Annotated in this window: 16 protein-coding genes and 1 pseudogene; 15 read left to right on the plus strand and 2 right to left on the minus strand. The window is 46.6% G+C overall.

What is annotated here, in order from left to right:
* Positions 1-100: 100 nt before the first annotated feature.
* Complete coding sequence (locus DWY89_RS09405) at positions 101-4,357, minus strand: 2-hydroxyacyl-CoA dehydratase (protein ID WP_118523671.1); 4,257 nt, start codon at positions 4,355-4,357, stop codon at positions 101-103.
* Between the two features lie 352 nt (positions 4,358-4,709).
* Here DWY89_RS09405 and DWY89_RS09410 point away from each other — a divergent pair, with 352 nt between their 5' ends.
* From DWY89_RS09410 to DWY89_RS09485, 15 genes and pseudogenes are all read left to right on the plus strand, one after another.
* Positions 4,710-5,552 carry a hypothetical protein gene (locus DWY89_RS09410; protein WP_107000332.1) on the plus strand — a complete coding sequence of 281 codons (843 nt, stop codon included), beginning with the start codon at positions 4,710-4,712 and terminating at the stop codon, positions 5,550-5,552.
* 160 nt (positions 5,553-5,712) lie between these two features.
* On the plus strand, positions 5,713-7,167 hold the full coding sequence (pyk, locus tag DWY89_RS09415; RefSeq protein ID WP_270224268.1) for a pyruvate kinase: 1,455 nt from the start codon (positions 5,713-5,715) through the stop codon (positions 7,165-7,167).
* Positions 7,168-7,578: 411 nt separating this feature from the next.
* On the plus strand, positions 7,579-8,844 hold the full coding sequence (locus DWY89_RS09420; RefSeq protein ID WP_118467901.1) for a diaminopimelate decarboxylase: 1,266 nt from the start codon (positions 7,579-7,581) through the stop codon (positions 8,842-8,844).
* Between the two features lie 168 nt (positions 8,845-9,012).
* The gene (locus DWY89_RS09425) at positions 9,013-9,453 is read left to right on the plus strand and encodes an RbsD/FucU domain-containing protein (RefSeq protein WP_118472097.1); all 441 of its coding nucleotides are present in this window, start codon (positions 9,013-9,015) and stop codon (positions 9,451-9,453) included.
* Positions 9,454-9,467: 14 nt separating this feature from the next.
* Positions 9,468-10,559 carry a sialidase family protein gene (locus DWY89_RS09430; protein ID WP_118472096.1) on the plus strand — a complete coding sequence of 364 codons (1,092 nt, stop codon included), beginning with the start codon at positions 9,468-9,470 and terminating at the stop codon, positions 10,557-10,559.
* Positions 10,556-11,791, plus strand: a pseudogene (locus tag DWY89_RS14810) (MFS transporter). Before DWY89_RS09430 ends, DWY89_RS14810 begins: the two are co-directional and overlap by 4 nt.
* Positions 11,792-12,285: 494 nt before the next feature.
* Complete coding sequence (locus tag DWY89_RS09445; protein ID WP_270224273.1) at positions 12,286-12,738, plus strand: TRAP transporter small permease subunit; 453 nt, start codon at positions 12,286-12,288, stop codon at positions 12,736-12,738.
* Positions 12,731-14,026, plus strand: coding sequence for a TRAP transporter large permease (locus DWY89_RS09450; RefSeq protein WP_118467911.1), 1,296 nt, complete (start codon positions 12,731-12,733; stop codon positions 14,024-14,026). Before DWY89_RS09445 ends, DWY89_RS09450 begins: the two co-directional genes overlap by 8 nt.
* A 50-nt stretch (positions 14,027-14,076) precedes the next feature.
* Positions 14,077-15,165: a TRAP transporter substrate-binding protein DctP gene (dctP, locus tag DWY89_RS09455; protein WP_118467912.1), complete on the plus strand. Its 1,089-nt coding sequence runs from the start codon at positions 14,077-14,079 to the stop codon at positions 15,163-15,165.
* Positions 15,166-15,293: 128 nt separating this feature from the next.
* A complete protein-coding gene (locus DWY89_RS09460) occupies positions 15,294-16,196 on the plus strand; it encodes a fructoselysine 6-kinase (RefSeq protein ID WP_118467914.1) in 903 nt (300 codons plus the stop codon).
* Positions 16,197-16,225: 29 nt separating this feature from the next.
* Positions 16,226-17,062 carry a sugar phosphate isomerase/epimerase family protein gene (locus DWY89_RS09465; RefSeq protein WP_118467916.1) on the plus strand — a complete coding sequence of 279 codons (837 nt, stop codon included), beginning with the start codon at positions 16,226-16,228 and terminating at the stop codon, positions 17,060-17,062.
* A gap of 168 nt (positions 17,063-17,230) precedes the next feature.
* Positions 17,231-19,294 carry a hydantoinase/oxoprolinase family protein gene (locus DWY89_RS09470; protein WP_118467918.1) on the plus strand — a complete coding sequence of 688 codons (2,064 nt, stop codon included), beginning with the start codon at positions 17,231-17,233 and terminating at the stop codon, positions 19,292-19,294.
* 1 nt (position 19,295) lies between these two features.
* Positions 19,296-21,035: a hydantoinase B/oxoprolinase family protein gene (locus DWY89_RS09475; protein ID WP_118467920.1), complete on the plus strand. Its 1,740-nt coding sequence runs from the start codon at positions 19,296-19,298 to the stop codon at positions 21,033-21,035.
* Between the two features lie 36 nt (positions 21,036-21,071).
* Entirely contained in the window at positions 21,072-22,070 is a 999-nt protein-coding gene (locus DWY89_RS09480; RefSeq protein ID WP_118472095.1) for an SIS domain-containing protein, read from the plus strand.
* A 240-nt stretch (positions 22,071-22,310) separates the two neighbouring features.
* The gene (locus tag DWY89_RS09485; protein WP_118523666.1) at positions 22,311-23,048 is read left to right on the plus strand and encodes a GntR family transcriptional regulator; all 738 of its coding nucleotides are present in this window, start codon (positions 22,311-22,313) and stop codon (positions 23,046-23,048) included.
* A gap of 246 nt (positions 23,049-23,294) precedes the next feature.
* Here DWY89_RS09485 and DWY89_RS09490 read toward each other — a convergent pair whose 3' ends face one another.
* On the minus strand, positions 23,295-24,323 hold the full coding sequence (locus DWY89_RS09490; protein ID WP_107000329.1) for a 3-deoxy-7-phosphoheptulonate synthase: 1,029 nt from the start codon (positions 24,321-24,323) through the stop codon (positions 23,295-23,297).
* Positions 24,324-24,752: the final 429 nt, after the last annotated feature.

Below are 24,752 nucleotides of genomic sequence, written 5' to 3' on the forward strand. Positions count from 1 at the left end.
ATAGAAGATAGGCTATGGAATCCATAGCCTATCTTAAACTCCATATAAATTTATTATATCACAGACGTCTTTAAAAGTCAGCTGGAAATTTTATCCAAAATCATCCAATTCTCGAATCTTTTTTTCCTTCTGACAGGTTCTTCTGTGCGGTGGAAAGCATCAGTTTGATACGATTCAACTGATTGACTTCACTGGCACCCGGATCGTAGTCTACGGCGATGATATTCGCCTCTGGATGGCTGGCGCGCAGTTCCTTGATGACGCCTTTTCCGACGATGTGGTTCGGCAGGCAACCGAACGGCTGGGTGCAGATGATGTTCGTCGTGCCGCTGTGAATCAGTTCCAGCATCTCGCCGGTCAGGAACCATCCCTCGCCGGTCTGATTGCCGAGGGAAACGTAATGCTTCGCCATCGACGCCAGATCCTGAATTCGTGCAGGCGGAAGGAAATGTGTGCTGCGTTCCAGTTCGCGGCGGCAGGTGCGGCGGAAATACTCCAGCAGGGAGATTCCCATGTTGCACAGATGTGCGGTGGAGCGCTTGCCGCCCAGATTGTCAGCTTTGAAGTTGCTGTTGTAGAAGCAGTAAAGCAGAAAATCGAGCAGATCCGGCATTACTGCCTCGGCACCCTCGGCTTCCAGAAGCTCTACCACGTGGTTGTTTGCTAACGGAGAGAATTTTACCAGGATCTCGCCGACGATGCCAACCTTCGGCTTTTGGACATTGCGTCTCGGAAGTTCGTCGAAGTCATGGATAATACCGCGGATGTTGCGGTTAAACTCTGCCATGGATAAAGAGTGTTTCTGCAGCGATTTGATGCAGATTGCTTTCCATTTCTCATGCAGGGCATTGGCGGAACCGGCTTTTGCCTCGTATGGGCGGGTCGCATAGAGAACCCGCATGAAGAGGTCACCGTAGACAACCGCCTGCATTGCCTTGGTGAGAAGCGGCAGGGTAATCTTGAAGCCCGGATTCGTCTCCATGCCGTTGGCATTTAACGAGATAACCGGAATCTGCGGCATACCGGCGCGCTCTAAGGCACGGCGGATAAAGCCGATATAGTTGGAAGCACGGCAGCCGCCGCCGGTCTGGCTCATGATAACAGCTGTATGCTCTAAGTCGTATTTGCCGGAGAGCAGCGCATCCATGATCTGACCAACCACGATCAGGGACGGGTAGCAGGCGTCGTTGTTGACGTACTTAAGTCCTGTGTCGATAGCGGTACGGTCGGAGTTCTGCAGCACCTCCAGGTTGTAACCACAGCTTCGGACTGCCGGTTCGATGAGGTCGAAATGGATCGGCGACATCTGCGGGCAGAGGATTGTGTAGTTTTTCTTCATTTCCTTCGTGAAATAAACACGGCTGTATGCGCTGGAAACGATCGGTTTATGGTAGTGGCGCATCTCGCGCACACGAATTGCGGCGATCAGGGAGCGCACACGGATACGTGCGGCGCCGAGGTTGTTGACCTCGTCGATCTTGAGCAGCGTATAAATTTTGCCAGAGCGGGTCAGAATATCATTGACCTGATCAGTAGTAACTGCATCCAGACCGCATCCGAAGGAGTTGAGCTGGATCAGATCCAGGTTTGGCTGTGTCTTCACATAGGAAGCTGCCTCGTAGAGGCGGGAGTGGTACATCCACTGGTCGGTGACGATCAGCGGACGGTCAACGCGTCCTAAATGGGAGACGGAGTCCTCGGTCAGCACGGCAAAACCGTAGGAAGTGATGAGTTCCGGAATACCATGGTTGATCTCCGGATCTACATGGTACGGTCGGCCTGCCAGCACGATGCCGTGGTGTCCGGTTTCTTTTAACCAGGTGATGACCTCCTCGCCCTTCTTTTCCATATCCTGACGGGAGGCGATGAGTTCCTGCCATGCCTTGTGAGCGGCGGCGCGGATCTCCTTCTCCGGGATCGACTGATCCCTGGTAAATTCTTCGACCAGACGTTTTGTCAGGATTTCCTCATTTGTAAATGCCATAAACGGATTCCGGAAATGTACCTTGTGATCCGTCAGGGATTCTACGTTGTTTTTGATGTTTTCCGCGTAGGATGTGACCATCGGGCAGTTGTAGTGATTTCCTGCTTCCGGGGTTTCGTTGCGCTCGTAGGGAACGCACGGATAGAAAATGTAGGTCAGTCCCTGGCGGATCAGCCATTCGATATGACCGTGCGCGAGTTTTGCCGGGTAGCACTCGGATTCGCTCGGGATTGATTCAATACCAAGTTCGTAGATCTGTCTTGTCGATTTCGGGGACAGAACGGTGCGGTACCCCAGTTCCTTGAAGAAGACTGCCCAGAACGGGTAGTTTTCATACATATTCAGGACACGTGGGATGCCGACGGTACCGCGCGGCGCCAGATCGGCGGTCAGCGGTTCATAATCGAACATACGGTGGTATTTATAGTCGAATAAGTTCGGAATGTCTTTTTTCTGTTTGTTGCCGCCCAGTCCGCGCTCACAGCGGTTTCCGGTCACGAACTGACGTCCGCCATCGAAACGGTTGATCGTCAGGACGCAGTGGTTTGTACAACCCTGGCAGCGTGCCATCGTCGTCTTGTAGGTCAGGCTTAAGATCTTGTCGATCGGCAGCATCGTGGTCGTCTTGGAAGCATCGTAGCGCTCACGGGCAATCAGAGCCGCGCCGTAGGCACCCATGATACCGGCAATGTCCGGGCGGACTGCCTCACAGCCGGAGATCTTCTCAAAACTGCGGAGAACCGCATCGTTGTAGAAGGTACCGCCCTGTACGACCACGTGTTTTCCGAGATCGGAGGCGTTGGTAATCTTGATAACCTTAAACAGGGCGTTTTTGATGACGGAGTAAGCCAGTCCGGCAGAAATATCTGCGACGGAAGCGCCCTCTTTCTGCGCCTGTTTGACGTTAGAGTTCATGAAAACAGTACAGCGAGTACCGAGGTCGGTCGGATTTTTGGCAAAGAGTGCCTCCTTGGCAAAATCCTGTACGCTGTAATTTAAGGATTTAGCAAATGTCTCGATAAAGGAGCCGCAGCCGGACGAGCAGGCTTCGTTGAGCTGTACGCTGTCTACGGTGCCGTCCTTGATCTTGATGCATTTCATATCCTGACCGCCGATATCAAGGATGCAGTCTACATCCGGCTCAAATGCCGCCGCTGCGTAGTAGTGGGAGATCGTCTCGACCTCGCCCTCATCCAGCATCAGGGCAGATTTTAAGAGCGCTTCACCGTAACCGGTGGAGCAGGAATAAGCGATCTGTGCTTTCTCAGGAAGCTGGTCGTGGATCTCCTGCATCGCGCGGATCGCCGTCGCCAGCGGGCTGCCGTTGTTGTTGCTGTAGAAGCGGTATAGAAGAGAGCCGTCCTCGCCGACAAGCGCCACCTTGGTTGTGGTGGAACCGGCGTCAATGCCGAGGTAGCAGTTGCCTTCGTAGGTTGCTAAATCACCTTTTTTGACGTCATGACTTGCATGGCGGGTTCTGAATTTTTCATAGTCGGCTTCATCAGTAAAGAGGGGTTCCATCCGCTTTACCTCGAAATCCATCTTGATGCCGTGGGACAGCCGTTCGATCAGATCGTGCAGGCTGGCAGTCGTCTTCGGATCAGAGTTCATCGCCGCGCCGATCGCCGCAAACAGATGCGAGTGATCCGGGGCAATGATCTGGTCCGCCCCCAGATTCAGGGTGCGGATAAATGCCGCGCGCAGCTCCGAGAGGAAATGAAGCGGTCCACCGAGAAACGCAACATTGCCGCGGATCGGCTTGCCACATGCCAGACCGCTGATGGTCTGGTTGACAACCGCCTGGAAAATGGAGGCGGACAGATCCTCTTTGGTTGCGCCTTCGTTGATGAGAGGCTGGATATCCGTCTTGGCGAAAACGCCGCAGCGCGCCGCGATCGGATAGATTGCCTTGTAATTTTTCGCGTACTCATTAAGACCGGATGCGTCCGTCTGAAGCAGCGAAGCCATCTGATCAATAAAAGAGCCGGTGCCTCCGGCGCAGATTCCGTTCATACGCTGGTCAATGCCGCCGGTAAAATAAATAATTTTCGCATCCTCGCCGCCAAGCTCGATGGCAACGTCGGTCTGCGGGGCATAATCCTTCAGGGATGTGGCAACCGCTACAACCTCCTGGACAAATGGAATGCCCAGATGCTTAGAAAGTGTTAAACCGCCGGAACCAGTGATGACCGGCTCGACGGTCAGTGCGCCAAGTTTCTCTTCACCCTCACGGAGCAGGTCCGCGAGCGTCTCCTGTATGTTTGCAAAATGACGTTTATAATCGGCGAAAAGAAGCTTACCGCCGTCTTCAATAATAGATACTTTAACCGTTGTGGAACCGATGTCGATTCCTAATTTTTTACAGGAATTCATGTACAATCGGGGCAGTGCCCCTTCCCTCCTTTGTATTACACATGTATTCGGCTATACTTTAACATAGAATAAGGAAGAAAACAATCGGTAGGGTGCGTTAAAAAGATGCTAAAAATGTGCAAAATTTGTTAATATCGCGCATAATGGGAGAAGGGCGTTCCTGTACAAGGAAAGGCATTTTCTGCGTGGAAAATACCGCTTTTTCTGAGTTGGAATGCAGCCATTACAGAACGCAGGCGTGCACTTTTGGAACCGAATGTGCCGTAAGATAACGTGGTGGAAGCGACAATATAATTTGACAAAGAATCCGCCGCTCTCTATAATGGAAGGAAAACGGAAAAGGATGTGAATTATGAATTTTTTTAGAAAATTAGAGCGCAAATTCGGTCGGTTTGCGATCCCGAATCTGATGTACTACATCATCATGATGTATGCGGCTGGATTTGTGATGAGCCTGTTTAATCCATATTTTTACGTGCAGTATCTGGCACTTGATGCGGCGGCGATCCTGCGGGGGCAGGTGTGGAGAATCGTGACCTTTCTCGTATGCCCGCCTCAGTCGGGCGTACTGTTTGCGCTGCTTGCGATGTATCTCTATTATTCGATTGGCTCGACGCTGGAGCGCGTGTGGGGAACCTTCCGATTTAATATGTTTTTCTTTATGGGCGTGCTGGGACACATCATCGCGGCATTTCTGGTGTACGGTGTGACCGGCTTTTCGGTGCCGATGTCCCCGTATTACTTAAATGAATCGCTGTTTCTGGCGTTTGCCTGCACTTTCCCGGAGATGCAGTTCCTTCTGATTTTTATTCCGATCCGGGCGAAATACCTCGGAATGATGTACGGAGCGCTTCTGGTCTACAGTTTCTTAACGGGTGGCATTATCGCGAAAATTGAGATTGTTGTTTCGATGCTCAATTTTATCATTTTCTTCCTGATGACGCGTAACTACCGGAAGATCAGCCCGAAAGAGGCGGTTCGCAAGCAGAAGTTCAAAAACGAGATGCAGAAAGCGCAGATCCAGAAAATTTCCCTGACCCGCCACAAATGCGCGGTCTGCGGACGTACCGAGAAGGACGATCCGAACCTGGAGTTCCGCTATTGTTCGAAGTGTGCGGGAAATCTGGAATATTGCATGGATCATCTGTATACGCACAAACACGTGACCGAAGAAGAATTGAAAGATTCTAAATAGAATCAGGCGGTGGATTGTTTTTTAGCAGGGGAGTAACTGTTCAGCAGGTCTGCGCATTTACTGAACAGTTACGCAGGGGATTTAAATAGGCTGGATAAAGCATACAAAAGAGCCTATAAATGATTCGCTGATGGGAAAATTCTTAAAAAAATGACAGAATATGAGGAGGAATAACGGCATGAAAAAGACAAAGATTGTCTGCACAATGGGACCAAACACCGATAACCGGGAGATTATGAAGGAGTTGGCGTTAAATGGCATGGATGTCGCACGTTTTAACTTTTCGCATGGCGATCATGCGGAGCATAGACATCGTTTGGAGATTCTGGAAAGTGTGCGCGAGGAGCTGGGGATTCCGATCGCATCGCTTCTGGATACCAAGGGACCGGAAATCCGTACCGGCAAATTAAAAGATGGAAAGAAAGTGACGCTGAAAGAGGGCGATCTGTATACTCTGACGACCGAGGAGATTGTGGGGGATGAGACACGCGGCTACATCAACTATGCGGGGCTGGCGGAGGATGTAAAGCCGGGCGACCGCATTTTGATCGATGATGGCCTGATTGAGCTGCACGTGCGGGAGGTCAATGGAACAGACATCGTCTGCCGGATTGAAAATGGCGGCGAGCTGGGCGAGAAGAAGGGTGTCAATGTACCGGGAGTACGGGTCAAGCTTCCGGCGCTGACCGATAAAGATAAGGAAGACATTCGTTTCGGCGTGGATGCAGGCTTTGATTTTGTGGCGGCTTCGTTCGTCCGCAATGCCGATGCGATCCGCGAGATCCGGGAGATTCTGGATGAAAAAGGTTCTACTATGCAAATTATCGCGAAAATCGAGAATGAAGAAGGAATTGAAAATATTGATTCCATCATTGAGGCGAGCGACGGCATCATGGTAGCCCGGGGCGATATGGGCGTGGAGATACCGGCAGAGAAGGTTCCGCACATTCAGAAGATGATCATCCGCAAGTGTAACTTAGCGTGCAAGGTCGTTATCACGGCGACCCAGATGCTCGATTCAATGATCCGCAACCCGCGACCAACGCGTGCCGAGGTATCGGATGTGGCGAATGCAGTGTATGAGGGAACCGATGCGGTCATGCTGTCCGGCGAGACGGCGATGGGAAGTTACCCGATCGAGGCAGTCCGCATGATGAGCCAGATCGCCGAGGAGTCGGAGAAATATCTGGATTATATGTTCTACCAGAGAAGAAAGGTATCGGCGGAAAATCTTCGAAATATATCTAATACGGTATGTTATTCGTCCGTAGCGACCGCCTCCGATCTGGAAGCGCCGGTCATTGTGGCGCCGAGTGTCAGCGGATTTACGACGAGAATGCTTTCGAAATGGCGTCCGAAAGCATTGATTGCAGGACTTTCCCCGAGCATGACGGCTGTCCGCCAGATGCAGCTCTACTGGGGTGTTAAGCCATTCCATGCAAAACGCGCCGAATCGACGGATGCGCTCTTATTTGCATCGGTGGAATTGCTGAAAGAGAAAGGTATCGTCAAAGAGGGTGAGATTGTGGTTGCAACCGCGGGTGTGGTGACACGTGCCAACCGCCATGAACCGGTAGCTGATACGAATATTATGCGTGTAATGGTGGTAGAGTAGAAACTGGATTCTGCGCCTGAATCTGTGCCCGGTTCATAGATGTATCTGGAAAATGATTCAATTTGTCCGGAGTTTGTGTCCTGGCGGAGAAAAGGAGAAAAATACCAGTTACTGTTCACAGGTAGGCACTTTTGGAACCGAAAGTGCCGTAAGAAAACGTGGTGGCAGCAGGAATTTGCCGTATTTAAATGCGAAGCCACGGCAAATTCCGTTACTGGGCACGTATGCGTGAACAGTAACAAATACCGCCCATTTGTGGGCGTTTTTCGGGAAATCAGTTGATAAAACACGATTTTTGGTGTATAAATAGTAGCAGGACAAAGGAGTCTGGGCGTGCCGGGAGTAGTGTATGTTCCCGGTAGTCCAGACTTTTAGGTTTTATATGTAGATTTTAGTTCGGAGGATGTAAAAGTGGAGAAGAAACCATTTGTAACACGGGAGCAGCTGGAGGAGATCAAGAAAACATACCCGACACCGTTCCACCTGTATGATGAAAAGGGAATCCGCGAGAATGGCGAGCGCCTGATGCGTGCATTTTCCTGGAACAAGGGATTCAGAGAGTATTTTGCTGTAAAGGCAACACCGAACCCATTTGTAATTGATATTTTAAAGAAACTTGGATGCGGCGTGGACTGCTCTTCGCTGACAGAGCTTATGATGGCAAAGGCGATGAAGTACGATGGAGAGAAGATCATGTTCTCCTCCAACGATACACCGCCGGAGGAATTCAAGATGGCTGCCGAGCTGGGCGCGATCATCAACCTTGATGATTTTACGCACATTGATTTCCTGGAGAAGACGATCGGTTATATTCCGGAGACGATCAGCTGCCGTTACAATCCGGGCGGACTGTTCAAGATCAGCAATGATATCATGGACAACCCAGGCGATGCGAAATACGGTATGACAACCGAGCAGTTATTTGAGGCATTCAAGGTGTTGAAAGCAAAAGGTGCGAAACATTTCGGTATCCATGCTTTCCTTGCAAGCAATACGGTTACAAATGAGTATTATCCGATGCTTGCGAAGGTATTATTTGAGGTGGCGGTCAAGCTGAAAGAAGAGACCGGCGCAGATATTAAATTTATCAACCTGTCTGGTGGCGTTGGCATTCCTTACCGCCCGGATCAGGAGCCGAACGATATCTTTGCAATCGGCGAGGGCGTCCGCAAGGTTTATGAGGAAGTTCTGGTTCCGGCTGGCATGGGCGATGTAGCGCTTTATACAGAGATGGGACGTTTCATGCTGGCGCCGTATGGCTGCCTTGTGACAACGGCAATCCATGAGAAACACACCTACAAAGAGTATATCGGTGTGGACGCGTGTGCAGTCAACCTGATGCGCCCGGCGATGTACGGCGCATACCATCACATCACGGTCATGGGAAAAGAGAACGAGCCGTGCGACCACAAATACGATGTAACCGGTTCCCTGTGCGAGAACAATGATAAATTTGCGATTGACCGGATGCTTCCGAAGATTGATATGGGCGATATCCTTGTCATCCATGATACCGGCGCACATGGTTTTTCGATGGGCTACAACTACAACGGAAAGCTGCGTTCGGCTGAACTGCTCCTGAAAGAGGATGGTTCCGTGGAGATGATCCGCCGGGCAGAGACACCGAAGGATTATTTTGCGACCTTTGATTTCTGTGATCTGTTTAAGAATATTTAGTCCATAAAAAATTGAAAAAGAACGGATTCTGTACAAGATGTGACAGAGTCCGTTCTTTTTATGCCATATTTTATCGAAAGCATTGACTTTTTTGTTCTTTCCTCTATACTTATCATATAACGTAATGACATTATATAACATAATGCTGCAAAAAGGAGGAAGTAGTATATGATTAAGAACACGGTGATTAACGCAGAGCTTGGATATGCATTAGCCACGGCCCGCCATAAGGATGCAATTGTGATTTGTGATGCTAATATGCCGATTCCGGATGGCTGCAATGTAATTGATGTGTCACTGATAAGAGGAGTTCCAACCCTTGAACAGACGATGTGCGCAATCATGAACGACCTGGTGGCAGAGCGTTACGAAGTGTTTGAGTTAATGCCCCAGTATAATGATGCTATGTATCAAAAGATTCAGTCGCTGCTGCCGCAGCTGCCTGGCGGAACCATCAGCCAGGATCGCTTAACGGAAACGATGCAGAAGGCCAAAGTCGTAGTGCGTACCGGTGATTTTGGCAGCTGCTGTACGATGGTATTATATTCAGCCTCCGGAATGGATAAATATGTAAAACAATATGACTGTTCTTTTTCACTGGAGAAGTAAGATAGGAGGACCATATGGCAGAAAAAAAATATACCCGGATTGTGGTAGAAGAAAATAATGAGCATGGTTTTGATTCCTATCGCGTACCGGGAATCGTGACAGCCTCCAATGGGGATTTGCTCCTGACCTATGAAGGAAGAAAAGGTGGAGGAAACAGCCGAACTCTGTTTTTAAGAAGATATCGCATGATAGGTGAAACGATAGAGCCAATCGGCGAGCGGGTTACGATGGTTTCTCCCAAAGACGATGAGCTGATTCATAATCCCTTGTTAATAGCAGCAGCGGAGGGAAAGCTCTATTTTTTCTGGTGTCAGGATTATAAGAGATTATTTTTGAAAGAAAGCGATGATAATGGTGTTTCATTTGGAACGGAAAGGGAGTTGACATCCCTGATTGACGGATTCCGGAAAGAATGGCCGGTTACATTGTGGGCGATTGCACCTGGTCATGGAATAAGCAAAAAAGATGGGACACTGATACTTCCATTGTGGCTGAGCCGTGGGGAAAATGCCCATCTCCCAGCTTGTTTTGCATGTCTATCCAGTCAGGATCAAGGAAAAACATGGAGATGCAGCAGTGTAGTTCCGGCGGGAAACGGGGTTGGCGATCCCACAGAAAGCTCCGTGGCAGAACGGAGTGATGGAACACTGCTTGCAACCATGCGCCATGAAATTCCGGGAGTCAGAAGAAGAGCTTTTTGTGAAAGCAAAAAAGAGATAGATGGGGAAGATACTATACGCTGGGGAGAACCCTGGTTAAATCAAGAACTTCCGGATCCAATCTGTGGAGGCGCTCTTTTGTCACTGTCAGATGGGAAGATGGCTTTTGTTAATTGTGCCTATGGAGATGAACCGGCGCTGGAACGGCAGAAACAGGGAGAGTCTGTTCGCTGGAGTCTTGACGCTCGTCAGAAGCTCACGATTCGGCTTAGTAAAGATGATGGTGTTACATGGAACGATGGACTTATGATAGCAGAAGAAGGGGGAGCATCGGATCTTGCAGGAAAGGATGCGATTGCTTGCTTTTACGAGGAAGGCTGGCAGGATGGAAACTGTATTTTTAATCAGAGATTATCGCTGGCGGTTATTCCTTTGGTTTTGTTATGACTGGGGCGGGAAAAGATACATTAGTGAAAGGGAAAAGGAGCTGTACTGTTCTGTTTTTTTCGGCTTATTTTATTTATTATGCGGTCTATTGTGTCTTTTCGAGTTTCATCGTTTTGTTTTTAACAGAGCAGGGCTATAGCGCCACAGTCTGCGGAATTATTACCAGTTTGACATTTTTGGCCAATCTTTTGATGGAACCGGTGGGAGGCTATATAACAGATACATTTCTGCCCACCAGAAGATACCTTTTAGTTTGTATCGGTATCGTATCAATGGTGTGTGCTTTTTGCACAAAATTCATGAACCAGTCATGGCTGCTTCTGCCGGGGCTGGTTCTGGCAGCCGGATTGGCCTATCCCTTTAGTCAGCTGATGGATGCCTGGGTTAATTTAAGTAAGGAAAGTTATCCGGGATTGATATACAGCCGGATTCGTGCCGGTGGTTCCATTGGATTTGCAGTGATGTCAGTGATTGGAGGATTTTATTTCAAACACTGGGGATGGAATCGTTATTTTCAGATGCAGATTCTTTTATTTCTTATGATGATTCCATTTCTCATCCTGCTTCCGGATACCAGGCTTGGCAATCATCGAAAGAAAGGGGAGGCAGAGAAAAGTCTTTCGTTTGTTCAGGCGTTTCAGTAATTGGTAAAAAGCCGTCGTTTTTTGTTTTGTTTAACAATAAGCACTCTTTATTGGTTCAGTCATCGGCCAGTTGGCAGCTTCCTGTCATTGATTATTGCGGAGCGTGGAGGAGATGCGGAATTATTTGGAAATGTTTGTGGAATAGGAGCTGCAGTAGAGTTTTTGAGTCTGCTTTTGTTAGCCTATATTGGAAAAAAGAAAACCTATCCGGCCCTCTGGGGGATGGCAGCAGCTTTGGGCACAAACCTGCTTCGTCCGATTTGCTTTCAGCTTTTTTCGGGTGAGTGGTCTCTTTATCTGGGGCAGATTCTTCAGTCCGTCAGTTTTGCCCTTTATATGAGTGCCAGCGTAGAGTGTTTTGCGGAAACATCGGATGAACGTCTGAAAAGCTTTAGTATTTCCATTGGTCTAACCATCAGCAGTGTGATCGGAACCGTATGTGCAAACATGGCAGGGGGGAAGCTGTGCGATCTGTTTTACCCGGAATTCTTGATTCTCTTTAGCTTTTTGTTGGGAAGCATGAACCTCCTATTTTTTATTCTTGTTTTTTTAAAAGAGAGGCTTGACAATAAAAAGATGCAGTGTTAGAATGAGAGACATCAAAAGATTATATAATGTTATAAGATGAAAGTGGAACTGCTCTCCAACGAAGGAGAGAGTTCCACTTTTTGCGTATAATAACGCAAATGAATCAAAAGTTGGCAAAATTTACAAAAAAGAAAGGAGAAAACCTATGATAATATAAAAAGCGACGATGAAAAATAAATTTATACTTGCAAAATGAATCAAAGTATGGTAAAAATAACATAACGATATATGATGTCTTTGAAGGTATTATAATATAAGGGGATCTGGACGAGTATTTGAATGGATAGGTCGGCCAGAGCAGAGAAAACCAGGAACCCCTTATAGCACATGACATTATATGATAGAAATTAATTTTAAAGGAAGGAGAGTACGTATTCGCAGCAGCGAAGCGCGGCAATTAGAGTATGAAGAAAAGTATCTATTCAATTGGTAAGGCTATGGATAAAGCGAATAGTGTGGTGGAAGTATTTACCGGATACATGATATTCGCTTTTATGGCACTATTGTTCCTTCAGGTATTGATGCGTTTTATATTTAAGCACCCTATATACGGAATTGATGAATGTGTAACAGCGTTGATGATATGGTCCATGTGTCTTGGATGGTGTACCGTTTATTGGGACAATGGTCATGCAGTTCTGGAGTTTATCATGAACCGTATGCCAAAGGCATTTCGCAGAGGAATGTTTACATTTACGAACTTTTTGATTGTTGTGATAAGCTGGGTTTATATTCCGGCATCCTGGCAGCTGTTTCAGATGCAGAAGAAGATGCCTCCCGTTGGAGGACTTCCTATCAGCAAGGGTTATTACTATGCATTGCCGGTTCTGGTGATGGGAGTGATTATGCTGGTAATGTCTGCATATAAGGCAATCGCATTTGTAATTACCGGAGATGAATCCATCTGTGTACCGGTAGAAAAGGAAGGAGGCGGTCTTCTTGACTAATCTGGATCCCTATTTAGCCGTCTATTTTATCACCTTTGTGGTATTAATTCTTCTGGAAGTACCGATTGCATACGCAATGCTGGCTTCAGCGTTTGAATTCATTGTATTTAACCATCAATCATTTGTTATGTTTGCACAGAAAACAGCAAACTCCCTGGCTGATTTCAACATGCTGGCATTACCGGCATTCCTCTTTGTAGGATGCTTTATGAATGAAGTGGGACTAACGGACCGACTATTTGGAATGTTTGAAAAATGGATCGGTCATCTCCCGGGAGGACTTGCACATGCCAATGTATTATCTTCCATGGTATTTGCCGGAATGTCCGGTTCCGCTCTGGCAGATGCCGGAGGACTTGGAACCATTGAGGTAAGTGCGATGTCAAAAGCCGGATACGATCCAGACTTCTCAGTAGCAGTAACGGCAGCATCCGCAGGTATCGGACCGATTATTCCGCCGTCCATCAACTTCGTTGTCTGGGCATTCTTAAGCCAGACCTCCACACTGGCTATGTTCCAGGCTGGTATGGGACCGGGTGTCCTGATGGGCGTGGCCATGATGATCTGGATTCCGATTGCAGTGAAAACCCAGCACATTGCCTGCCCGCGGGCACCGAAGGCATCCTGGGGCGAGCGATTCCACTCTCTGTATACATCACTTCCGGCACTGGGTGGCCCGGCTATCCTGGTACTTGGCATTATGACCGGTATCTTTACTCCTACAGAGTGTTCCGTTGTAGCAGCTATGTATTGCGTCATCCTGGCTATCTGCTTAAAACGTTTCAGCTTTAAGATGCTGACAAAGGCATTAAAGGATACATTAGCCAGCGCGGGTATGTCCATGTGTCTGTGTGCAACCGGTCTTGTATTTAACTGGGTAATTGTAACCAGTGGTCTGATTGGTTTTATGACAACTCTTCTGATGTCCTTAGGAAATAAAATCATCATTCTTTTAGTATTAAATGCAATGTTATTATTCCTGGGCTGCTTTATTGGTTCCATGCAGATTTTGATTATGGTGGCACCGCTTCTTATGAATCTGGCAACGGCTCTTGGTATGAGCTATGTTCAGATGGGTGTTATGGCCGTACTGAATGTAACACTTGGATTAATCACTCCGCCGATGGCACCAGCGTTGTTTGTAACAGCGAAGGCGACCGGTAATAAATTTGAAACTGCACTGAAATATACGGTACAGTTTCTGATCCCGATGTTTATTACACTGATGATTACAACATTCTGGGAGCCGCTGACCATGTTCCTTCCGAGACTGTTAGGATCCATGTAAGAGTAAGAGATTAAGATAGTATAAAGTACACAATTTAAGGAGGAAAGTTTATGAAGAAAAAAATTGCACTTGTCCTGACGGCAGCCATGGCAGTAGGCACATTAGCAGGCTGTGGATCGTCCACTGCACAGACAACCACATCGGAGCAGGCCTCCGCACAGACCACCGATAAGACTGAAGGAGGAGCTGATACAGTAGAAACAAAACCGGCTCCGGCTGGAGCTAAGGTTGTCAAATTCGGTAACTCCGGAGCCATCGGAGAGCCGGCACCGCAGTCCTGTGAAGAGTTCTGTGATCTGGTAAATGATAAGATCGGTGACAGATATTACTTTGAGTTTTATCCCGCAGAGCAGCTTGGCAATGAGACCACGATGCTGGAGAACCTTCAGGTAGGACTGCAGGAGGGCATGATGTGTGCCTTAGATACCCTGGCAACTTATGAATCTGATTTAAACATTCTTTCCATGGCATTTGCATTTAACAATTACGATTCCATGATTAATTACTTAAAGAGTGATGTGGCAGATCCAATCTGGGAGAGCCTGGATAATCAGGGAATTCACGTAGTAAACTTCGAATTCCAGAAGAATCCGCGTATCTTCTTTGCAAACAAAGAGATCAAGAGCCCGAAAGATATGGTTGGCATGAAATATCGTATTCCGAACCTTCCGATCTTTGAGAAAAATGCGAGAGCGATGGGAGCAACACCGGTTGTAGTTGCCTGGTCCGAATATCCATTTGCTTTAATGCAGGGCGTAGTTGACGGTGGTGAGTGTTCGAAAGACTCCTATCGTTCTGCAGGCCTCTATGAGTCTGCAAAATATGTAGCAGATGTGGATTACGCATATCCGGTTGAGCAGATCTGCTTCTCCACTCAGTTCTGGAACAGCTTATCGGAAGAAGATCAGAAAGTAATTTCTGATGCAGCAGCACAGGTAGCTTCTCATCATTCTGAAAGAACTCTCGACAAGTGGGAGGAAGATAAAGAGTGGTTAATTAACGAAGGCGGCGTAACATTCTGTGACATTGATCGCCAGGCATTTATTGATGCAGCAGAACCGTTAGGAAAAGAGCTTCAGGATGAAGGCTTCTTTACAACCAAGGATCTTTATGATCAGACTCGTCAGTTTAATAAATAAGTAAAATTTAAATTAAGAATAATGCTGCCGCTTGGGACAGAACTGCCAGGGAATGGCGGCCTCTTCCAGGCGGCCGCTTTTCGTTTCAAAACAAATTCAATCGATAAAAATACAGGAGGAAACAGAAAATGCTGAAAGTATTAGGTCTTGGAGATAATGTGTGTGATGTATATCTGCATACCGGAACCATGTATCCGGGTGGTCAGGCAGTAAATTTTGCGGTATATGCAAGAATGCTGGGAGCAGAATCGGATTTTATGGGAGTATTTGGAAAGGATGCAGTAGCGGATCACGTGCAGGCATCTTTAGATGCACACGGAGTCGGACACAGTCATTGCCGCATCTATGAAGGAGAAAATGGCTTTGCCAGAGTAACCCTTGTAGATGGAGATCGTGTATTTAAAGGAAGCAATAAAGGTGGTGTTCTGCAGCAGCATCCAATTTATCTGGAAAAAGAGGATTTGGAATATGCGGATGGTTTTAATTTGATTCATACAACCAACAATGGGTTTACCGATGGGCTGCTTCCAGCCCTGCATGGACTTTCTCCCTTGGTAAGCTATGATTTTTCGTATCGCTGGAATGAGGAAGACAGGGTGGAACGTGTATGCCCATATATTGATTTTGCATTTCTATCCTGTAGTGATCTGAATGATGAGGAGACAGAAAAACTGTGCCGGAAGCTGTATGAAAAGGGATGCAGTGTGGTGACAGCTACCCGTGGAAGTAAGGGAGCAACGGTTTTTGATGGGGAGCGGTTTTATTGCCAGCTGCCGGATTATGTCACTCCGGTGGATACCATGGGAGCCGGAGACAGCTTTGCCACTGCTATGCTGATTACCATCTTGAAAAAGCTGGAAACACAACCGGAGGGAAGCTGGAAAAACAGTGAGATAAGGGCAGAGATACTTCCGGAGGCATTGAAAGCGGCAGCTGTATTTTCAGCAGGAACCTGCTTGAAGAATGGTGCCTTTGGAGACGGTGTGCCGGTACCGAAGTCTGAGCATGACCGGATTTACAGAGAATTATAAAAACAAAAATAAAAAAGGAAGTGAGGGTCATGGTGCAGATATCAAAGGAACGATTTGCACTGGGGAGCTATCAGTATCTGCGGTATCCGTTCGAGTACTTTCTGGATACGGCTGTTTTACTGGGAATGCAAAATGTGGAACTCTGGGCAGCAGGTCCGTCCTTCTGTCTGGATACGATGGACGAAGCGCAGCTGAAAGAAAAAGCTGCTCAGATTCGGAGCCGTGAGCTTTCAGTATGCTGTATCACGCCGGAGCAATGCCAGTATCCGGTCAATCTGGCAGCAGAAGATGAAAAAATACGTGAATATAGCATACGCAATTTTGAACGTGCATTTTATGCAGCAGAAATATTGAACTGCCCAAAGGTGTTGGTTTCAGCTGGATGCGGTTATTTCAACAAACCAGTGGAGGATGCGTGGAAGCGGAGCGAAGAGAGCCTGCATCGTTTGTCAGAAAAGGCTCAGAAAATGGGTATTTTACTTGTGCTGGAGACATTGACACCTCTGTCTTCGAACGTGCTGAACACGCCGGAGCAGCAGAAAGAGATGATTTCCCTTATGCCTTCAGGAAGCATGAAGCCTATGCTGGATATAGGACAAATGGTTTATATGGACCAGAAGATAGAACGTTACTTAGCCCATGGAGCAGAATTATCACATATTCATCTCCATGATTCCCACCCGGCGGTTCACATGGCCCTTGGGGATGGGGATCTTCCCATCTGTGAATATCTGGATATTCTTGAATCAGCTGGATATAAGGGAATGTATGCGCTGGAGCAGAATGATCCGAGGTATCGCTCTAATCCAAGGCAGGCAGATATACAGAGCATAAGGTGGCTCAAAAAGCATGGAATTTTTGATTGAAAAAGTATTGACAAATGACGGAAAGAAGAGTATGTTATCAGTAAAGGAGATATGACGTTATATAACAATATAAACTGTATGATGTCAATATCCTGAAAAGTCCGGATGGGTAAACGACCATACCCGGAAGGTGCAGCTTGAAAAATACACTACATAGGAGGAAATACTATGTCATATATGATTGGCGTAGACGTTGGAGGAACGTTTACAGATTTTTCTGTTTTTAATCAGGAAACAGGTGAGTTGTTCAATTACAAGGATAGTTCCACACCGGCGGATCCGTCCAGAGCAATTGTAAAGGGCGTTCAGGATGTATTAGAGATTAAGAAAGCAGCTCCGGAAGAAGTTAGTTATCTGGCACACGGTACAACCGTAGGAACGAACGCATTAATCGAGAAGAAAGGTTGCCGCCTTGGCCTTATTACTACCAAAGGATTTAAGGATCTGATGGAAATCGGAACCCAGAGACGTCCTTCTCTTTACAATCTTCAGGCACAGAAACCGTATCCACTGGTTCCGTCCGGTTTAAACTGTACGGTAACAGAGAGAATCCGTTACGACGGAAGTGTTGAGACTCCGCTGGATGAGAACGAAACAAGAGAGGTCGTTCGATACTTAAAAGCACAGGGTGTGACAGCAATTGCAGTTTGTACTTTGTTCTCATTCATTAATCCGGTTCATGAAGAAAGAATTGAAGAGATCATTCATGAAGAGTTCCCGGAAGCATACGTTACGATTTCCAGTAAACTGGCACCGGAGTTCCGTGAGTTCAGCCGTATGAGTACAACGGTTATGAATAGTTATCTGGGACCGGTTATGGAAAAATATGTAAATAATTTCCGTGATTCCATTGCGAAGCTTGGTATTCAGGTAGAGCCCTATGTAACCCAGTCCAATGGTTCCATCATTTCAATAAAAGAAACCATCGACTGCCCGATTAAGACAGCATTGTCCGGACCGAGTGCCGGTGTTATCGCAGCTGCATATATTGGCAAACAGTGCGAAGCAGACAAGATTATTACCTTTGATATGGGTGGTACCAGCGCAGATATTTCCTTAATTGAAAATTATACACCGCAGGTATCGAATGAGCGTTATGTAGAAGGATATCCGGCCAGAATCCCGATGATTAATATTATTACCATCGGTGCCGGCGGCGGTTCCATTGCAAAGATTGATGAAGGCGGTGCCTTAAAGGTAGGACCTAAGAGTGCGGGTGCAACACCTGGACCGGCCTGCTATATGCGCGGCGGTGAGAATCCTTGCGTAACAGATGCCAATATTGTTCTTGGCAAGCTGAATCAGAAGAAGATTCTTGGCGGCAGAATGTATGTAGATATTGAACTGGCTAAAAACGCTGTCAAGACAAAAATTTGTGATAAATCCAATCTGGATATGAAACGTGCAGCGAACGGTATTATCACAGTCGTAAATTCCAACATGGTTCGTGCAATCCGAAGCGTATCCGTAGAAAAGGGATATGATGTCCGCGAATTTAGCCTGATGGCATTCGGAGGCGCCGGCCCGCTTCATGCATGCGAGGTGGCAAAAGAACTGGGAATGAAGGAAGTATTGATTCCGCCGCATCCAGGTACTCTTTGTAGTCTCGGACTTCTTCTGGCAGATACAAAATTCGACTTATCCAGAACTAAGATCATGAATGGTGAAGCCGGAAACTTAGATGACATCAATGAGCAGTTTGATAACATGGTAGAGCAGGGAACCGGTCTTCTGGATAAAGAAGGTGTTCCGGCAGACAGACGTTACTTTGAATTTGCCGTTGATATGCGTTATCAGCGTCAGAACTTTGAGATCAGCATTCCGGTTCCGGCAGGAAAGATGACGGAAGAGACTTTGAAGAAAGCACTGGCTGATTTCCATGCAGAGCATAAGAGAAGCTACGGCTATTGCAAAGAAGATGCGATTGTACAGTTTGTAAGTTATCGTGTATCCGCTATCGGCGTTATCGATAAACCGGACCTGAAAGCAGCAGAGCTTCATCCGGAGGCACCGATTCCAGAACCGATCGAAGTTCGTCAGGTTCTGTTCCAGAACAGTGATGAGTATGTTGAAACACCGGTCTATTTAAGAGATAAATTTGTTCCGGGTCAGTCGATTCCTGGTCCGTGCATCTGCGAACAGATGGATACTACGTTAGTGGTTCCGAAAGGATGGGTCATCCACGTAGATGGATATCACAACTTAAAGATTCATGATGAGGAGGCGAAGTAAGATGGCAAAACAGATTGATACCGTAACAGTTGAGGTTGTCCGCAATCTTCTGATGTCCATTGCTGAGGAGACTTATGGAATCATTGTCCGCAGTGCATATTCTACTAATATGAAGGAACGTCGCGACGTGTGTACTGCAGTAATCGATCCGGATGGAAATAGTGTTGCCCAGGTGGAAAGTTTAGCTGCACTTTTAGGCTCAATGCTGAGTGTAGTTCCTAATATTTATGAAAAATTTGGAAAGGAAAATGTTCAGCCAGGCGATATGTATATTGCCAATGACCCGTATCATGGCGGCGGCAATCATCTGCCGGATATCGTAATCGCAGCACCGGCCTTTGTGGGAGATAAACTGGTTGGCTGGATTGCCAATATTGCGCATCATTCAGATATCGGTGGTAAGGTACCTGGTTCTACCTCCGGAGATGCAGATAGCTTATTCCAGGAAGGTATTCGAATTCCGGTAATCCGTATCCGCCAGAATGGAAAACTGATTCCGAGTGTTATGGACCTTCTTCTTGATAATACCAGAGTTCCACAGGAAAGAGAGGGCGACCTGACCGCACAGATGTCAGCAAACCTGATCGGTGTACAGAGAATTCAGGAAGCTTATGCCCGTTATCAGGACGATTTGATTGAGTGCATGAAAGAGCTGGTAGGCTATTCGGAGCGCCGTGTCCGTGCAGTCGTTGCAGAACTTCCGGATGGAGAATACAGCTATACCGATTATGTGGATGGCTGCGGCGACAAATATCCGGATCCGCTTCCGATTAAAGTGAAAATTACCATTAAGGGTGATGACCTGACAATTGATTTTACAGGAACCGCTGAGCAGATTAAAGCACCGATCAATGTGCCGTACCCTTGTACGAAAGCAGCCGTATTCTTCTCCATTAAGGCATTAATGGGAGATGATATCCCAGCCAATGAGGGAATTAACCGTGCGATTAAGATCATTGCACCGAAGGGCTGTATCGTAAATCCGACAGAGCCAAGTCCGATTGGTGCACAGATTGACTGCCAGCAGCGAATCCCGGATGCAATTTTCGGAGCATTGGCACCAATCTTCCCGGATACCGTAGTAACCGCTGGTAATGGTGCTTGTACAACCACCATTTTAGCAGGCGAAGGCGCAATCGGAACAGACAGTGTGTTTATTTTCCACGAGGTTATTGCCGGAGGCGGCGGTGCTTCGAAGGGATTAGATGGTTTATCTGGTGTTCAGGTAAACATGACCAATACCTCTAATATGCCGATTGAGGCAACCGAGATGGAGTTCACAAAGATTCTTGCCAGAAAATATGAACTGAAGGAAGATACAGGCGGTGCCGGCCAGTTTAGAGGCGGTCTTGGTATCGAGCGTGAGTTAGAGATGATGCAGGATGATGTGGCATATACCGGATTAGGTGATCGTCATAAATTCCATCCATGGGGATTAGATGGCGGTAAAGAAGGCGCTGCCGGTGCATTCTACCGTGTAACTCCGGATGGAACTATCACAAAAATGGGACACAAGACAACCAGTTTTCCGTTAAAGAAGGGCGATATCATCCGGGTTGAAACTCCTGGTGCAGGCGGATATGGTGATCCGATGAAGCGTGAGCCGGAAAAGGTATTAAAGGATGTCATTGAGAAAAAGGTGTCTGTAGAGGCAGCGAAAAAAGATTATGGTGTGGTTGTTGTGTCAGATGGAGTTCATTATCAGGTAGACGAACAGGCAACCAAAGCCCTCAGAGGATAAGATACGGCAAAACGTAAGAAAGAGAGGATTAATTCTATGATTAAAGGTATGCAGGAAGTCATCGATGTGATGACAAAAGCCAAAGCAGATCTGGATAAAAATGGCGGATTAAAACAGGTTATTTTCGTGGCTTGCGGAGGATCCTTTGCATCCTCCTATCCGGCACGGTTTCTGTTAAATCAGGAGAGCTCTCTGCGTGTTCAGGGATATAACAGCAGTGAGTTCGTGAATGCAACTCCGAAGAATGTAGATAAGAATACACTTGTGATTGGAACCTCCACTAAGGCAACGGCAGAAACCGTGGAAGCATTAAAGGTGGCAAAAGAAAAAGGCGCCGTTACGGTTGGTTTATCCGGATATGCAGATTCTCTGACAGCGCAGACGGCTGATTATTATATTACCTACTATCATGCAGATGAGTGGTATAAGGATCCAACCTTGGTTCATTACAACAGCCAGGGCACGGCGTTAAAGATTGCGTTCTGGCTCTTAAAAGAATATGACAATTATGAGGCATATGACAAGGCTCTGGAAGGATTCGAGAAGCTGGAAACAATTTACGGAAAAGCATATACAGATGTACGTGCGGAGGCAGCTAAATTTGCCATGACCTACAAAGATGATACTGTATGGAATGTAATGTCAAGTGGTGCAGCCTGGGAGGTATCCTATTCAGATGCATTCTGCTTCTTTCAGGAGATGCAGACCGTACACTGTGTTCCGATTCATTCCGGTGAATATTTCCATGGTGCTTTTGAAACCTGTGACAAGGATCTTGCCATTCTCCTGTTCAAGAGCATTGGACGTACAAGACCGGTGGATGAGAGAGCAGAGCGCTTCTTAAATCAGTTTGGCGGCCATCATTGGGTTATCGATGCAGAGAAGCTTGGCTTAGGCGAACTGGATGAGAGAGTCGCAGAATACTTCAATTCACTTCTGTTCCATCCGATTTCCAAGCAGTTTATTTCAGCAATGGCAGATGTGAGAATGCATCCGATGACATATCGCCGTTATATGTGGAAATTTGATTATTAATAGTTGATGTAAAAACAAAAACATAATATGAAAGCAGGCCTGCAATCGTGTAGTTATTGTGGGTCTGCTTTTTTCTTTTTTTTATACCGAGTAAAAATAATGCAATTTCTTTGTTAAAATAACGAAAAAAGCTTGTAATGGAACAATACAAATAGTATGATAGTGTATATAACATTATATATCATTTTGACTATATAGATGTAGGGCTCAATTATTATAAAGAATGAAAAGGAGAAGGGTATGGAGATAAATACAAATCCAAACAGCATAGTTCCATTATATGCACAGATTGTGGAGAGTTTGAAACGAGATATTGAGAATGGGGGTTATAATGCAACGGAACGAATTCCGGCAGAGGCAGAGTTAGCAAAACAGTACAATGTGAGCCGGATCACAGTTCGGCGTGCAGTGGATGATCTGGTGAGCCAGGGCCTTGTGGAAAAGAAGCAGGGAAAAGGAACCTTCATCTGCCGACAGAAATTCGCGAAGGATATAAAAAATCTCCAGAGCTTTTCAGAAATGTGCCGTCATATGAATATGAAGCCTGGGGGACAGATGCTTGAAAATAAGCTGGTTCTGGCAGATGACAAGATTCAAAAACAGTTAAATCTGGAACCTGGATCCTATGTAGTTTATATTTCGCGTCTGCGTACAGCGGATGGGGAACCGGTAGCCATTGAGAAGAACTATTTCCCGGTAAAATATTCCTTCCTTCTGGAAAAGCAGTTTAATGATAATTCTCTGTTTGAGTGCCTGCAGGAAGAAGCCAAGGTAAGAGTTGCTTCTTCAGAGAAGCGGATTGAATTATGCCGGGCCACGGCTGAAGAAGCAAAACTGATGAAAGTTAAGAAGGGAACTCCGCTTCTTTATATTAAGAGTGTGACATATACATATGATAGAGAGCCTCTGTATGCAGGAGTACAGCTTTTTAATGGCGAAACCTGTTCTTTTTATGTATGTGAATCAATTGAACAATAAACCTAATATTCATTAATGCAGCAAATCGGATTTTTATTGCATCGAAATGGTGAATCTTAAGAATTTCTTCATAATTTATTTAAAGAGAATACAAACATTTTGGAGATAGGCATGATATACTATAACCATAATAAATGCATGATACAAAAGATTTAATCCTTTAACCTTTTTGAAATCCGAATTCCTAACGAAAAAAAGTCCGGCGGAGCTTTTCCACCGGACTTTTTTTCTGCATATTTCTATATTTTACAATCCTTCAGCCATTTCATACAGCAGACGCTCGGAATCCTCCCATCCCAGACACGGGTCGGTGATGGATTTTCCGTAGATGTGTTCGCCGACTTTCTGGCTGCCTGGTTCGATGTAGCTCTCGATCATGACGCCTTTGACGAAGTTACGGATATCGTCGGAGTGACGACGGCTGTGGAGTACTTCCTTGACGATACGGATCTGCTCCATGTATTTTTTGTTGGAGTTGGAGTGGTTTGCATCGATGATACAGGCCGGATTCTTCAGATCACGCTCGTTGTAGAGGTCTAAGAGCAGCTTCAGGTCTTCGTAGTGGTAGTTCGGCAGGCACTGGTCATGCTTGTTGACAGCACCACGCAGGATGGTGTGGGTCAGCGGGTTGCCCTGTGTCTTTACTTCCCAGCTGCGGTAGATGAACTCATGACCGTGCTGTGCTGCGTGTACGGCGTTCAGCATGACGGAGAGTGCGCCGCTGGTCGGATTCTTCATGCCGACCGGTACGTCGATGCCGCTGGCAACGAGGCGGTGCTGCTGGTTCTCAACGGAACGTGCGCCGACTGCAACATAGGACATAACGTCGGAAAGGTAGGTCAGGTTCTCCGGGTATAGCATCTCGTCTGCGGTCGAGAAGCCGGTTTCTTCGATCACACGCATATGAAGTTTGCGGATCGCGATCAGACCCTGGTATAAGTTTGGCTTACCTTCCGGATTTGGCTGGTGTAAAAGTCCCTTATAGCCGTCACCGGTTGTTCTAGGTTTGTTGGTGTAGATTCTAGGAACCAGAATCAGTTTGTCCTTCACTTTCTCCTGTACCTTGGCAAGGCGGTTTACATAATCAATAACCGCATCTTCCCGGTCAGCAGAGCACGGACCAATGATGACAAGAAACTTGTCGCTGTCGCCTGTAAAGACGTCACGGATAGCAGCGTCCTTTCGAGCTTTTTCTGCGGCCAGCTCCGGTGCCAGTGGAAACTGTGCACGAATCTCGTCCGGGGTCGGCAACTTGCTGACATATTCAAATCCCATGAGTTTCATCCTCCTGTATTGTCTAAAAGATTTTCGCACTTTAAAGCGTATGATGTTTATTATAGTATAGAAAAATCAAATCATCAATAGGTTGAGGGAAAAGAATTTTATTTCTTTTATGCTATTTTTACGCAGCTTTTATTAAATAGACCGTAGTCTATAAAAATGGTTGACGTATTTATTAAAAAAGTGTAGAATATATTCCATATCAGCAATATTTAATTTTAGTTTGATATAGTTCCATATGAAAACGGAACCGTTCATGCCTCGATTGACTGAGAGCAAGGGCGCGGCGGTCACTGTTTTTGTACGAATCCCGCACAAGCGGGAGCAGCGTTTGTTTGTTTGGTGCTGCATATGTTTGCGTGTTTTCCGAGAAAAACAGAACATTTAGCAGAAATCTGGCACTTCATTCGTCCCTATTATCTG

This window comes from Clostridium sp. AF27-5AA (assembly GCF_003478415.1).
GTDB classification, from domain to species: Bacteria; Bacillota; Clostridia; order Lachnospirales; family Lachnospiraceae; genus Otoolea; species Otoolea fessa.